This is a genomic window from Escherichia sp. F1, assembly GCF_046764225.1.
GTDB classification, from domain to species: domain Bacteria; phylum Pseudomonadota; class Gammaproteobacteria; order Enterobacterales; family Enterobacteriaceae; genus Escherichia; species Escherichia coli.
The window spans coordinates 2,808,410-2,821,631 of record NZ_CP177202.1 but is presented as its reverse complement, the minus strand read 5'-3'; the positions used below and the strand labels follow the sequence as shown (position 1 = coordinate 2,821,631).

Below are 13,222 nucleotides of genomic sequence, written 5' to 3'. Positions count from 1 at the left end.
GAAAGGAATTATTGCGCAAATAGTTGTCAACCCTGGTGTTATCACAGTTGGTTTTATATATCATCGAAATAATTTCTATGGCAACTATTAATAATTTTGATGTCGAAGAGTTATTTGTTAAACAAAATCGTCACCCCAAAGTGATCAATGTCATGAAAATAAGGTGAAAAATGATAATGCCGCCTTATTTATCATTTATATATTGTCGCTGTTTATCTATTTAAATTTTTTGTGCTTTTGTTTTTGTCTTTACCCTCTGTTTTGGTAATCTGAACTCATAGGTTATTTGACCAGGAATGTTTGTTAATCCAATGAATGGATGGTTAATCTATGAAACTGAAAAAACTCCCCGGGTTTAGTTTAGGACTTATTGCTTTGGCGGTGGGTAATGCATATGCAACACAATTGTTGGATGATTATAGTATACTTTCCTATATAAATGATGAAGAATCGCCGATTGAAATCAAAGATAATAATTCGATAAGTAATGGAGAGTATCTAACCACTAAAGACGAAAGCCATGCTGTGAAAGTGGATGACGGTGTAACTGGATATATAAATAATGCCAGTGTGATGACTAGTGGTGATGGATCTTATGGTATTTCTGTTGATAGTCATAACAAAGTATTATATATAAGCGATAGCGATATTAAGACCTCTGGAAGCGTATCTGACAAAGGAAATAACCAAGATGTTAATGGAGGGATAACAGCCAGCGCAGTAGTCAGTGAATTTGGTGGCACCATCGTTATGAATGGTGATAATTCAGTCGAGACGAGGGGGGCATATTCAGCGGGACTTTTAAGTCAGGTTAATGATTCTGGGATTGTGGAAAATAACACCCGTCTTGAAACCACAGATAAAACGAACATTGTTACCTATGGGGAAAATGCAGTAGGTGTTCTTGCATGTTCAAGTCCTGGAGAGTCTCGAACATGTGTCGATGCTGTAGATGATGAAGTTAGTGATTCTAACAGTTACGAAGTTATTAGCCGTGCTGATTTAAAAATGAATGGTGGTTCCATAACAACTAATGGCACTAATAGCTATGGTGCTTATGCTAATGGGGAAAAAGCATATATTAATTTAGATTATGTGGCACTTGAAACCGGGGAGCATGGAAGTTATGCAGTTGCTATTCGACAAGGTAACATTGATATAAAAATAGTTCTATTACAACAAAAGGCACTAAAGCCCCCATTGCAAAAATATACAATGGTGGAGAGTTATTTTTTTCCAATGTCACCGCGGTATCAGAACAAGATAAAGGAATATCAATTGATGCATCAAATATCGATTCTCAAGCCAAAATAGCACTATCAAGTGTCGAACTTTCAAGTGCTTTGGATAGTATTGATGTTAACAAAACTACAACGGATGTAAGCATCCTTAATCGAAGTATTATCACGCCTGGTAATAATATTCTGGTTAATAATACTGGAGGTGGCTTAAACATAATTTCGTCCGACTCTACTCTAAATGGAGCGACTAAACTCGTTAGCGGCACAACCACACTGAAGCTTTCAGAAAACACAATCTGGAATATGAAAGATGACTCCGTTGTTACCCATCTGACTAATTCAGACAGTATTATCAATCTTTCGTATGATGATGGTCAAACATTTACCCAGGGAAAAACGTTAACCGTAAAAGGTAATTATGTCGGTGATAATGGTCAGCTTAATATCCGCACCGTATTAGGTGATGATAAATCGGCTACGGACAGACTTATTGTTGAGGGTAATACTTCGGGGTCAACTACCGTCTATGTGAAAAATGCTGGAGGAAGCGGCGCGGCCACGCTAAATGGGATCGAACTCATAACTGTGAATGGCGATGAATCTCCAGCAGATGCCTTCAGACAAGGTGATGCAAGGATTGCAGCTGGAGCTTTCGAATATCAACTAAAACAACAAGGCAAAAACTGGTATTTGACAAGTTATCAGTCATTGAATGAGGAGGATAACAGCTCAGAGGGAGATTCAGAATCAATAGAAACTCCTACCCCCGTTCTGCGCCCCGAAGCTGGAAGTTACGTCGCCAACCTGGCAGCCGCTAACACTCTTTTTGTTATGCGTCTGAACGATCGTGCAGGTGAAACGCGCTACATCGATCCTGTAACTGAACAGGAGCGTTCAAGCCGACTTTGGCTACGTCAAATTGGCGGGCATAATGCCTGGCGTGACAGCAACGGACAGTTGAGAACGACCTCGCATCGCTACGTCTCGCAGTTAGGGGCGGATCTGTTAACCGGTGGTTTTACCGACAGTGACAGTTGGCGTTTGGGAGTGATGGCTGGTTATGCCCGCGACTACAACTCAACTCATTCCAGCGTGTCGGATTATCGTTCGAAAGGGAGTGTCAGAGGCTATAGCGCAGGGCTGTATGCCACCTGGTTTGCCGATGACATCAGTAAAAAAGGCGCATACATTGACGCCTGGGCGCAATATAGCTGGTTTAAAAACTCGGTGAAAGGAGATGAATTAGCCTATGAATCCTATAGTGCGAAAGGTGCAACCGTCTCGCTGGAAGCGGGTTACGGTTTTGCCCTGAATAAATCCTTTGGTCTGGAAGCGGCGAAATATACGTGGATCTTCCAGCCACAGGCACAGGCTATCTGGATGGGCGTCGATCATAATGCGCACACGGAAGCCAATGGCTCACGTATTGAGAATGACGCAAATAACAACATCCAGACCCGACTCGGCTTCCGCACCTTTATTCGTACTCAGGAGAAAAACAGCGGTCCGCACGGTGACGACTTTGAACCTTTTGTTGAAATGAACTGGATCCATAACAGTAAAGATTTTGCTGTCTCAATGAACGGTGTGAAAGTTGAACAATACGGGGCGCGTAATCTGGGGGAAATTAAACTTGGCGTAAATGGCAATCTGAATCCGGCGGTCAGCGTCTGGGGTAATGTGGGCGTGCAGCTGGGTGATAATGGCTACAATGACACCGCAATGATGGTGGGCCTGAAATATAAGTTCTGATCCCGCCATTAGCTAAAAAACCGCGTCGAATTCATCGACGCGGTAACATATGAAATATTATTTTTTGCCGATAGCACGCATGGTGTCATCAATTGCCGTGATCAACAGCATTTGCGGGTCTTTAGCGCAAACCTGATTCAGTTTTTCTACCACTTTGGCGCTCAGTTCCGGAGATTGTTCAATTTTTAAATCACGGCTGGCAACGCTGGCATTACCCATTACCGCAACAATTTCTGCAACCTGTGCGCTGTCAGTTTTTGCCATTTCGTTGGCTTCTGCGCAAGTAATATAGGTTTCTGACGGCAAACCGTTTTTAATATTGTAGTCCTGCGCCCAGGTCATTGGTGCGAAAACAAACAGACCTGCCAGTAAAGCAAATTTTTTCATCATCATTCCTTATTTCATTTTACCCAGAATTGCACCACCCGTACCGCCAATCACGGCACCTTTAATCGCCCCTTCGAGGCCATTGCCGGTCAGAACGCCAGTGACAGCACCAACGGCGGCACCCACTTTTGCACCTTTACGCGCATTTTTACCGTCGCGGCCTTTTTCTGTTACTGCACCAACACCAGCGCCAACAGCTGCACCTTTCAGTACGCCATTAACACCATTGCCAGTAAGTAAACCAACGCCTGCGCCTAGCAATGCACCTTTCGTGGTGCGGTTCATATCCGCCATCGCTGGCGTGGAGCAGAACAATGCTGAGATAAGCCCGAAGGCAAGTATTTTTTTCTTCAACTTAGATGTCCGGTATTAAGTAAGTTGCACACACAATAATTTCGTCTTCAATTAAGATCTGCTTAACTAAAGAACGCTCGCTATTATTCAGATAATTCAAAATGAGCGTGACTGTGATGATAGGAATTATGTTTTTTACGGGAATAAGAATAATCTCAAATGAGAAATAACTCATTGATTGACAATATTTTTATTCAAGAAGTGTCATTGAGTGTTAATACAATGTTGTAAAGGTAAGATAATCTGATTTATGAATATTATTGTGTGATTTTTATGTGAGAAGAAAATATTCATCAGCAATGATTACATTAGTCATTTTATTTTGTCGACGGCCTCATTGTCGAAAAATAAGCGTACGACAGTATTATCAGAAAAGAGTGTTTTATATCCAACCACACCTCAGCGCACAGCGTTTAAAAAATGCCTTTTCTTATGCGGGATATCATCATTTCATCATAATGTCTTTGATGAGCGGTGAACACAATACACTTGCGCTGCCTATTCAGGATCAATCCCCTGGTCTGGTGCCTGCGGGATGATGTTGCAGCAGAGCTAAGGTCACTTAGACGCTACTATCATTTATCCAATGGCATGGAATCGAAATCAGTCGATACCCGCAGTATATATCGTGAACTGGGCGCAACGCTGAGTTACAACATGCGTCTGGGGAACGGCATTGAAGTTGAGCCGTGGCTGAAGGCGGCTGTGCGCAAAGAATTTGTCGATGATAACCGGGTGAAAGTGAATAATGACGGTAATTTTGTCAATGATTTGTCGGGCAGACGTGGAATATATCAGGCAGGTATTAAAGCCTCATTCAGCAGTTCGTTAAGCGGGCATCTCGGGGTGGGGTATAGCCATGGTGCCGGTGTGGAATCCCCATGGAACGCGGTGGCTGGTGCGAACTGGTCGTTCTGACCATCAACGATTAAACTGCGCTTCGGCGCAGTTTTCGTTTACAGGGTGTTAAAAGGGAAAATTCTGCGGCAAAAAAAAGCCCGCCAGTTACGGCGGGAAACCTCATCCTATGGGAGAACAATGAATAATGAAATTGCGGGGTTATCATCTCCCAGTATACCAATACTAACAATAAGGTTATTTACTCAGCCAGGTATAAACAATTTGTTCTGTGTGGGGGGAACGGCATTAAGGTGTAAAGGGGGGGAAGGAATGAGTAGCATCAGCAAGAATACTCGCCGCTCTTATCAAACGTGGATGAGGGGGATGAAAAACTCAAGGCAGAGATGACTCTGCCTTGAAGATAAATGCGCTTTTACAGCGGGCTTATTTCAGCTCTTCTGCTTCCGGTAAGGTCACGTTGAGCTCAAGAATAGAAATATCGCCATCTTTTTGCTCAAGCTGTACGGTTACCATCTCAGGATCAATTTGTACGTATTTACAAATGACCTCAAGAATATCTTTACGCAACTGCGGCAGATAATGCGGTTCTGCATCGCTGCGACGGCGTTCAGCAACAATAATCTGCAGCCGTTCTTTTGCAATGTTGGCCGTGTTTTTCTTCCGCGAGAGAAAGAAATCGAGTAATGCCATAACTTATCCTCCGAACAAGCGTTTGAGGAAGCCTTTCTTCTCTTCTTCAATGAAGCGGAAAGGACGTTCTTCTCCCAACAGACGTTCTACGGTATCTGCGTAGGCTTTACCCGCATCGGCGTTAATGTCGAGAATGACCGGTTCACCCTGGTTAGAGGCGCGCAATACTGATTGATCCTCAGGGATCACACCGACGAGTTTGATGCGCAGGATCTCCAGCACATCTTCCATGCTCAGCATGTCACCTCTGCTTACGCGGCCTGGGTTATAGCGCGTTAACAGCAGGTGCTCTTTAATAGGCTCTTCGCCATTTTCTGCGCGGCGTGATTTCGACGCCAGAATGCCTAAAATACGGTCAGAGTCGCGTACTGAGGAGACTTCCGGGTTGGTGGTAATAATGGCTTCGTCTGCAAAATAGAGTGCCATTAACGCACCGGTTTCAATCCCTGCCGGGGAGTCACAAACGATAAATTCAAAATCCATCGCTTTCAGATCATCAAGAACTTTGGCGACCCCTTCACGGGTGAGGGCATCTTTATCGCGTGTTTGCGATGCCGGAAGAATATAGAGATTTTCAGTACGCTTATCTTTAATTAACGCCTGATTTAGCGTTGCATCGCCCTGAATGACGTTGACGAAATCGTAAACGACCCGGCGTTCGCAACCCATAATCAGGTCGAGATTACGCAGGCCGATATCAAAATCTATCACGACAGTTTTCTTTCCCTTCTGGGCCAAACCAGTGGCGATGGCCGCGCTGGAGGTTGTCTTACCAACACCCCCTTTGCCCGAAGTAACAACAATAATGCGTGCCATAGAAATTCCTTGTTAAAAAGGGATCAATTTAACGGTTGAACGGTCAAAGCGTTTTCGACTAACTGCAGTCGCGCCGCTTTGCCATAAAATTCTGCTGGGATTTGATCACTCAGCCAGTATTCACCTGCGATGGACACCAGTTCCGCCATCAGGTTCGTGCAAAATATTTGCGTTTCCCGGTCACCACTTGCCCCTGCCAGCGCACGACCGCGCATCATGCCATAGACATGAATGTTACCATCGGCAATCAATTCGGCCCCAGCGCTAACGTGGCTTGTAACAATCAGATCACATTGTGGAGCATAAATACGCTGACCGGAACGCACCGGGGTATCTATTAAACGCGTTTTTGTGACCGGCGTTGTATTTTGCGCTGGAGCCTGCGGTGCGGGAGCTGGACGCGGCGCTTTTTCCTTTCCTTCCGTCAGGATAGGCAGCCCCATCTTTTCAATTTCGGCTTTAAGTTGCGCATCTTTGCAGCCACTTACGCCAATAACCCGCAAACCGGTTGCCGAAACCGCCTTATGCATCGCTGACCAGTTTACCGGGTCTTCCAGTGCACTGACGTTGAGTACAACGGGGGCATGTTTTAAAAATGCGGGGGCCTGAGCGATTTTGTCTTCCAGCGCCTGATGGATAACCTTAGGTTCTGCCTCATGCAGATGAACCACAGATAAAGTGAAGCTACTGCCTTTAAGCTCGATTGGCGTGTTTGACATCCTGGCCTTACTCAATTAGCTATTAATCATCGCCAGCGCGCGATGATGTTCCGAAGACTATAAGGCATGTTATAGTCTGGATTATATTGAGGCAAGTCACCCTCCCATTTATTCAGAGTAAAAGTCTATTCTGTGATAAATGGCGCTGATTCATAGCTTAAAAAATACCCTTGTCAATCAACCCATTGCCGTCGTACTTTTGATTGTTCTTATTTACGCTTCCTTTTTCCGCACCCTAATCGTGACAGCATCTTCAGAACTGTTTAAATATCCAGTATTGAGGCGAGTGTATTTTTTCACCACGCCAGGCTTTCTTAACTTTCCATTTTTTGCGGCATCATTAAAGAACAGATACCCGTTATCTTAATATCCGCCACAGAATTGCTCTATCATAGAAACCGCAGAAGACGTCTGATACTTCTGTCAGGTCATCGTAACTCGTCCAGGTCAGCGGTTTTGATTACGGATTGATGATGAAATGAGCATAAGTGTTGTACGGTTGGATTATCAGGATGTGCTATGAATATGATGCGTATTTTTTATATCGGATTGTCAGGTGTGGGGATGATGTTCTCATCAATGGCGTCTGGACATGACGCTGGCGGACTTCAATCTCCGGCGTGCGGCGTTGTTTGCGACCCGTATATTTGTGTGAACTCAGATGGCATTTCCCCAGAGTTAACAAGGAAATATCTCGGCGAAAAAGCCGCTGAAAACTTACAATCATTACAAGGCTACGATCCCAGCGAATTTACATTCGCTAACGGTGTATTTTGCGATGTTAAAGAAAAATTATGTCGTGATGATCGTTATTTTGGTGTGGATGGTAATCGGAGTGGAAAAATCAATCAAACCACCACAAAGATGTTATTTATGTGTCGTGAGTGATGCCTTGTTTACATTATGTTCTATTCGGCATTGTCTGCTATTCGTCATTAACCTCTTGAGCGACAGAGAGGAGTGGGGCGTTAACGTTTATGACGGGGAGAGTCCCCGTCGGTTGACATTTACTTAATTTGAATATCGACGTTATATTTTTTAGTTTTGTTTTTACGGGCGTCGTTTCGGGTTTGCAGCACTCGCAGCTCATATTTGCCAGAAGCAGGGAGTGAGTATTGTCCGTGACTATCGAGTTCTGGGGAATATCTGGATAAATCAACAGAATCATCGATTCCTGGCCCGAAGAGGTAAGTATCAGCGCCTTCATTAGAGATACTCACATGCACTTTCTGACCTTTTTTGGCATAGAAGGTATATGTATCGTAATCGTATCCCTTTATTTCGCCGGAGTACTGAGCGCTGCTATGGCCTTTTCTGAACTCAACATTGACATTCTTACCCGCAGCAAAGCTCGTGGAGGTTAGCAGTGCAAGCAATAATACAGCCTTACTGATGCCCTTGATTTTCATAGGTAGTCTCCTGTTCAGAATGAGGATGATGAACTGTTATAATATAACAATTCATCACAGGAGAATTCCAGTGGCTTTCCTGCGTTCGGTTAAATCCCGGCGCGGCATTTTTGCCGGGGGATCACTTATTAAGGGCGCATGGACTGAACAAACCGCAGAAATCTACAGCTGGCTGGCTTGTGGCGCGGGTTTCATTGATGTTAGCTTATGCCAAAACCTGGCATCTTAAAGAGTAAAAGTATGTTTTGTGTGATTTATCGAAGCAGCAAGCGTGACCAGACCTATTTATATGTCGAAAAAAAAGACGATTTTTCGCGTGTACCTGAGGAACTGATGAAAGGTTTTGGTCAGCCTCAGTTAGCGATGATTCTGCCGCTGGATGGGCGGAAGAAACTGGTCAATGCCGATATTGAAAAGGTTAAACAGGCATTAACCGAGCAAGGTTACTATTTGCAGTTACCGCCACCACCCGAAGATTTGCTGAAGCAACATCTTTCCGTCATGGGGCAGAAAACAGACGACACGAACAAATAACCGATATCCGGCGGTGGCATTATCTTTGTCGGCGCGGGTTTTCATATCCACGATAAGGTGAGGGGAACGTTATGTATCAACATCACAACTGGCAAGGTGCGCTGCTGGATTATCCGGTGAGTAAAGTAGTCTGTGTTGGCAGTAACTATGCCAAACATATTAAAGAGATGGGCAGCGCAGTGCCCGAAGAGCCAGTGCTGTTTATTAAACCAGAAACGGCACTGTGCGATCTGCGGCAGCCATTGGCGATCCCATCCGATTTCGGTTCAGTTCATCATGAAGTCGAACTGGCGGTATTGATTGGCGCGACGCTGCGTCAGGCTACGGAAGAGCATGTCCGTAAAGCCATTGCCGGTTACGGCGTGGCGCTCGATCTGACATTGCGTGATGTTCAGGGAAAAATGAAGAAAGCCGGGCAGCCGTGGGAAAAGGCCAAAGCGTTTGATAACTCTTGTCCGCTTTCCGGGTTTATTCCCGCGGCGGAATTCACCGGCGATCCGCAAAATACAACGCTGGGCCTGAGCGTAAACGGCGAACAACGCCAGCAAGGTACGACTGCGGACATGATCCATAAAATCGTTCCGCTGATCGCTTATATGAGCAAGTTCTTTACCCTCAAGGCCGGTGACGTTGTGCTGACAGGCACGCCTGATGGCGTCGGCCCGTTGCAAAGTGGTGATGAGCTGACAGTCACTTTCGATGGGCATTCTTTGACAACTCGCGTTTTGTAATACTTTTTGCCGCCTGAAAGCGGCGGCAAAACTTGCATCGCTGTGCCAGACTGGTTATAAGGTGCGTTTTAACGTAATGGCGGAACACCTGATGAGCGATGTACCTTTCTGGCAAAGTAAAACCCTGGACGAAATGAGCGATGCGGAATGGGAGTCGTTGTGTGATGGTTGCGGTCAGTGTTGCCTGCATAAACTGATGGATGAAGACACCGACGAAATCTACTTCACTAACGTCGCCTGTCGCCAGCTCAATATTAAAACCTGTCAATGTCGGAACTACGAACGTCGTTTCGAGTTTGAACCTGACTGCATTAAATTAACCCGTGAAAATCTGCCAACATTCGAATGGCTGCCAATGACCTGCGCTTATCGCTTGCTGGCGGAAGGTAAAGATTTACCTGCGTGGCATCCGCTGCTTACTGGTTCGAAAGCGGCAATGCATGGCGAACGTATCTCTGTGCGTCATATCGCAGTGAAAGAATCAGAAGTGATTGACTGGCAGGATCATATCTTAAATAAACCTGACTGGGCGCAGTGATAAATTTAATAGATGTTGATGGGGGCTTTCTTAATATACGTCTGGATACTCGCCATTTCGTAGCCCTGTTTTTGAAAGCGCTCTGTCATAATGAGAGTTACCCGATACCTTATTATCAACAGGTAACTCTCAATCTTTAAAAAACGGCTGTATTTTTAAATGTGATAAACTTTATACCTTGAGTACATGGAGAGAATAATCGCTTATCAGACTTCAGGTACCTCAAAGAGTGTCTTCTTACCGTGTCTTTTCTGATACTCATTACAGGTGTTAATCATTTTTTTTGCCGCTTCTTTTAGCAAAGAAAGCATTAAATCATCATAATCAACGTAGAATCTGGTTGTTTCAGTTTCCGTTTTTATCTCCCCGATGGCGGCTATTTCGGTGGTTAATTTCAATTTGGCGGCATCGATATCTTTATTCGCTTGTTTAACCGTGTTAGACAGGGTGGTAAAGAAACTCTGCACAGATTTTAACTTGTTCTTCAATTCTGGAATCAGTTTCCCTTCAACTACGCCCGCAGCAATAGAATAGGAAATGATTAATCCAAATGGACCGGCGACGACACCGGCTGCGGCACCGGCATACGCTTCCTTCCTGATTTTATCTACCTGTGACTGGAAATAGCTGCTTTTTTCTGAAAAATCATTAGTTAACTGGCTATCTAACGCCAGCAGTTTTCCGGAAGCGTTGTTGAAACTTTGTGAGCTTACCAGCAGGGATTTTTGCGCTTCATTCAGCTTCGTGATGCCGTCATCCAGTACCTTAATGAGAATGTCTTTCTGGGCGGATGCTTTCTTCTCATTGTACTCATCAAATAGCAAAATATATGCTGCGAGCAATTGCGTCGCAACACCACACCATTCATACACCGTTTGGGTTGCTTCAAAATACTTATCCTGGCTATCCATAAGTAAGGTTTTAATATCGCCAACTAAAACGGAGGCTGCCTGTGAATACTCCTGTTTAAAGCGACTTAACTCTTTTATGGTTTCATCGAAGGTCTGCCAGGGGATGACCTGATCGAGATATTTATTATAAAGGTCTAATGCTCCATCTGCGGTTTCGATTGCGTTTTTAACTACCTCTACCGTTTTATCTGCAACGATTTCAGTCATAATCATTCGCCTCTTTAAATATATAAATTGTAATGAAACTCCTGTTTTACAACTATTAATGAATTTTACTTCATCTAATTCATAGTTAGCCGGGCGAGATGCGTCAATGTCTTTATTTCTATTAATATGATAAATATCAAACAATGTTTAATGTCATTATGGCGAATGCTTCTATTCTATTTTTTAGCCGGGTGATATTTTTCATTTCTGCTGGATGAGCGTCGTCGCCAGAAGGCCGCGTGAGCACTGGATAAGAGAACGAAAAATCAGCAGTCTATGCAGCGACAAATATTGATAGCCTGAATCAGTATTGATCTGCTGGCAAGAACAGACTACTGTATATAAAAACAGTATAACTTCAGGCAGATTATTATGTTGTTTATCAAGCCTGCGGATCTCCGCGAAATTGTGACTTTTCCGCTATTTAGCGATCTTGTTCAGTGTGGCTTTCCTTCACCGGCCGCAGATTACGTTGAACAGCGCATCGATCTGAATCAACTGTTGATCCAGCATCCCAGCGCGACTTACTTCGTCAAAGCAAGTGGTGATTCTATGATTGACGGTGGGATTAGTGACGGTGATTTACTGATTGTCGATAGCGCTATTACCGCCAGCCATGGTGATATTGTCATCGCTGCTGTTGACGGCGAGTTTACGGTGAAAAAATTGCAACTACGCCCGACAGTGCAGCTTATTCCCATGAACAGTGCATATTCACCCATTACCATCAGTAGCGAAGATACGCTGGATGTCTTTGGTGTGGTGATCCACGTCGTTAAGGCGATGCGCTGATGTTTGCCCTCTGTGATGTAAACGCGTTTTATGCCAGCTGTGAGACGGTGTTTCGCCCTGATTTATGGGGTAAACCGGTGGTTGTGCTATCGAATAATGACGGTTGCGTTATCGCCCGAAACGCTGAGGCAAAGGCGCTGGGCGTTAAAATGGGCGATCCCTGGTTCAAACAAAAAGATCTGTTTCGCCGCTGTGGCGTGGTTTGCTTTAGCAGTAACTATGAGCTTTACGCCGATATGAGCAATCGGGTGATGTCGACGCTGGAAGAGCTATCGCCCCGCGTCGAGATTTACAGTATTGATGAGGCATTCTGCGATCTGACCGGTGTGCGTAATTGTCGCGATCTGACTGATTTTGGCAGAGAAATTCGCGCAACGGTACTACAACGTACCCATCTTACTGTTGGTGTGGGGATCGCCCAGACCAAAACGCTGGCTAAGCTTGCAAATCATGCGGCAAAAAAATGGCAGCGGCAGACGGGTGGGGTGGTGGATTTATCAAATCTGGAACGCCAGCGTAAATTAATGTCTGCTCTCCCCGTGGATGACGTCTGGGGGATTGGACGGCGGATCAGCAAAAAACTGGACGCGATGGGGATCAAAACCGTTCTCGATTTGGCGGATACAGATATCCGGTTTATCCGTAAACATTTTAATGTCGTGCTCGAAAGAACGGTGCGTGAACTGCGCGGTGAACCCTGTTTGCAACTGGAAGAGTTTGCACCGACAAAGCAGGAAATTATCTGTTCCCGTTCGTTTGGTGAACGCATCACGGATTATACGTCGATGCGGCAGGCCATTTGTAGTTACGCTGCCCGGGCGGCGGAAAAACTTCGCAGTGAGCATCAATATTGTCGGTTTATTTCCACGTTTATTAAGACGTCACCATTTGCGCTTAATGAACCTTATTACGGCAATAGCGCGTCGGTAAAACTGCTGACACCCACTCAGGACAGCAGGGATATCATTAACGCCGCTACGCGATCTCTGGATGCCATCTGGCAAGCGGGCCATCGTTACCAAAAAGCGGGCGTGATGCTGGGGGATTTCTTCAGTCAGGGAGTCGCGCAGCTCAATTTATTCGATGACAACGCACCGCGCCCCGGGAGTGAGCAATTGATGGCGGTAATGGATACGCTAAATGCTAAAGAGGGCAGAGGAACACTCTATTTTGCCGGGCAGGGGATCCAGCAACAATGGCAGATGAAGCGTGCCATGCTTTCACCACGTTATACAACGCGAAGTTCTGATTTACTGCGGGTCAAATAAACATAGTGGCAG

Annotated in this window: 15 protein-coding genes and 4 pseudogenes; 11 read left to right on the top strand and 8 right to left on the bottom strand. The window is 45.0% G+C overall.

The genetic code is table 11. The features are described 5' to 3' along the window. The first annotated feature begins 330 nt into the window (after nucleotides 1–330). A pseudogene (gene ycgH, locus ACK8NJ_RS13675) lies at nucleotides 331–2,993 on the top strand (autotransporter YcgH). Between the two features lie 57 nt (nucleotides 2,994–3,050). On the opposite strand, the gene ACK8NJ_RS13670 reads toward ycgH, so the two are convergent. The 3 genes from ACK8NJ_RS13670 to ACK8NJ_RS13660 are packed head-to-tail and all read right to left on the bottom strand — an operon-like array spanning nucleotide 3,051 to nucleotide 3,909. Then, complete coding sequence (locus ACK8NJ_RS13670) at nucleotides 3,051–3,386, bottom strand: YmgD family protein (RefSeq protein ID WP_000979977.1); 336 nt, start codon at nucleotides 3,384–3,386, stop codon at nucleotides 3,051–3,053. A gap of 3 nt (nucleotides 3,387–3,389) precedes the next feature. Next, on the bottom strand, nucleotides 3,390–3,734 hold the full coding sequence (locus ACK8NJ_RS13665; RefSeq protein WP_000726974.1) for a YMGG-like glycine zipper-containing protein: 345 nt from the start codon (nucleotides 3,732–3,734) through the stop codon (nucleotides 3,390–3,392). A 1-nt stretch (nucleotide 3,735) separates the two neighbouring features. Further along, on the bottom strand, nucleotides 3,736–3,909 hold the full coding sequence (locus ACK8NJ_RS13660; RefSeq protein WP_000120099.1) for a hypothetical protein: 174 nt from the start codon (nucleotides 3,907–3,909) through the stop codon (nucleotides 3,736–3,738). A 100-nt stretch (nucleotides 3,910–4,009) separates the two neighbouring features. On the opposite strand from ACK8NJ_RS13660, the pseudogene ACK8NJ_RS13655 reads away from it, so the two are divergent. The 3 pseudogenes from ACK8NJ_RS13655 to ACK8NJ_RS13645 all read left to right on the top strand — a co-directional run. Next, a pseudogene (locus tag ACK8NJ_RS13655) lies at nucleotides 4,010–4,193 on the top strand (hypothetical protein). Next, nucleotides 4,163–4,273 (top strand): annotated as a pseudogene (locus ACK8NJ_RS13650) (ATPase); the annotation flags it as partial. The pseudogenes ACK8NJ_RS13655 and ACK8NJ_RS13650, both read left to right, overlap by 31 nt. A 34-nt stretch (nucleotides 4,274–4,307) precedes the next feature. Further along, nucleotides 4,308–4,652 (top strand): annotated as a pseudogene (locus ACK8NJ_RS13645) (autotransporter outer membrane beta-barrel domain-containing protein); the annotation flags it as partial. 366 nt (nucleotides 4,653–5,018) lie between these two features. On the opposite strand, the gene minE reads toward ACK8NJ_RS13645, so the two are convergent. The 3 genes from minE to minC are packed head-to-tail and all read right to left on the bottom strand — an operon-like array spanning nucleotide 5,019 to nucleotide 6,820. Next, on the bottom strand, nucleotides 5,019–5,285 hold the full coding sequence (minE, locus tag ACK8NJ_RS13640) for a cell division topological specificity factor MinE (protein WP_001185665.1): 267 nt from the start codon (nucleotides 5,283–5,285) through the stop codon (nucleotides 5,019–5,021). 3 nt (nucleotides 5,286–5,288) lie between these two features. Continuing rightward, nucleotides 5,289–6,101, bottom strand: a complete 813-nt coding sequence (gene minD / locus ACK8NJ_RS13635; RefSeq protein ID WP_000101055.1) for a septum site-determining protein MinD — start codon at nucleotides 6,099–6,101, stop codon at nucleotides 5,289–5,291. A gap of 23 nt (nucleotides 6,102–6,124) precedes the next feature. After that, a complete protein-coding gene (gene minC / locus ACK8NJ_RS13630; RefSeq protein WP_000072536.1) occupies nucleotides 6,125–6,820 on the bottom strand; it encodes a septum site-determining protein MinC in 696 nt (231 codons plus the stop codon). Nucleotides 6,821–7,339: 519 nt separating this feature from the next. Here minC and ACK8NJ_RS13625 point away from each other — a divergent pair. Continuing rightward, the gene (locus ACK8NJ_RS13625) at nucleotides 7,340–7,708 is read left to right on the top strand and encodes a YcgJ family protein (RefSeq protein ID WP_411961706.1); all 369 of its coding nucleotides are present in this window, start codon (nucleotides 7,340–7,342) and stop codon (nucleotides 7,706–7,708) included. Nucleotides 7,709–7,827: 119 nt separating this feature from the next. On the opposite strand, the gene pliG is transcribed toward ACK8NJ_RS13625, so the two are convergent. Beyond that, nucleotides 7,828–8,229, bottom strand: coding sequence for a g-type lysoyme inhibitor PliG (gene pliG / locus ACK8NJ_RS13620; RefSeq protein ID WP_000693755.1), 402 nt, complete (start codon nucleotides 8,227–8,229; stop codon nucleotides 7,828–7,830). A 70-nt stretch (nucleotides 8,230–8,299) separates the two neighbouring features. On the opposite strand from pliG, the gene ACK8NJ_RS13615 reads away from it, so the two are divergent. The 4 genes from ACK8NJ_RS13615 (at nucleotide 8,300) to ACK8NJ_RS13600 (ending at nucleotide 10,032) form a co-directional block, all read left to right on the top strand. After that, nucleotides 8,300–8,458 (top strand): hypothetical protein, encoded by a 159-nt coding sequence (locus tag ACK8NJ_RS13615; RefSeq protein ID WP_000874955.1) that lies wholly within the window; start codon nucleotides 8,300–8,302, stop codon nucleotides 8,456–8,458. Between the two features lie 11 nt (nucleotides 8,459–8,469). Beyond that, entirely contained in the window at nucleotides 8,470–8,763 is a 294-nt protein-coding gene (locus ACK8NJ_RS13610; protein WP_001295992.1) for a YcgL domain-containing protein, read from the top strand. Nucleotides 8,764–8,834: 71 nt separating this feature from the next. Beyond that, entirely contained in the window at nucleotides 8,835–9,494 is a 660-nt protein-coding gene (locus tag ACK8NJ_RS13605; RefSeq protein WP_000284277.1) for a fumarylacetoacetate hydrolase family protein, read from the top strand. A gap of 91 nt (nucleotides 9,495–9,585) precedes the next feature. Then, on the top strand, nucleotides 9,586–10,032 hold the full coding sequence (locus ACK8NJ_RS13600) for a YcgN family cysteine cluster protein (RefSeq protein ID WP_001306825.1): 447 nt from the start codon (nucleotides 9,586–9,588) through the stop codon (nucleotides 10,030–10,032). Nucleotides 10,033–10,238: 206 nt separating this feature from the next. Here the strand turns inward: ACK8NJ_RS13600 and hlyE are convergent, their stop codons facing one another. Then, on the bottom strand, nucleotides 10,239–11,150 hold the full coding sequence (hlyE, locus tag ACK8NJ_RS13595; protein WP_001306826.1) for a hemolysin HlyE: 912 nt from the start codon (nucleotides 11,148–11,150) through the stop codon (nucleotides 10,239–10,241). 372 nt (nucleotides 11,151–11,522) lie between these two features. Here hlyE and ACK8NJ_RS13590 point away from each other — a divergent pair, with 372 nt between their 5' ends. Both ACK8NJ_RS13590 and umuC read left to right on the top strand, forming a co-directional pair. After that, nucleotides 11,523–11,942 carry a translesion error-prone DNA polymerase V autoproteolytic subunit gene (locus ACK8NJ_RS13590; protein WP_000897378.1) on the top strand — a complete coding sequence of 140 codons (420 nt, stop codon included), beginning with the start codon at nucleotides 11,523–11,525 and terminating at the stop codon, nucleotides 11,940–11,942. Then, nucleotides 11,942–13,210 carry a DNA polymerase V catalytic protein gene (umuC, locus tag ACK8NJ_RS13585; RefSeq protein WP_000457622.1) on the top strand — a complete coding sequence of 423 codons (1,269 nt, stop codon included), beginning with the start codon at nucleotides 11,942–11,944 and terminating at the stop codon, nucleotides 13,208–13,210. Before ACK8NJ_RS13590 ends, umuC begins: the two co-directional genes overlap by 1 nt. Nucleotides 13,211–13,222: the final 12 nt, after the last annotated feature.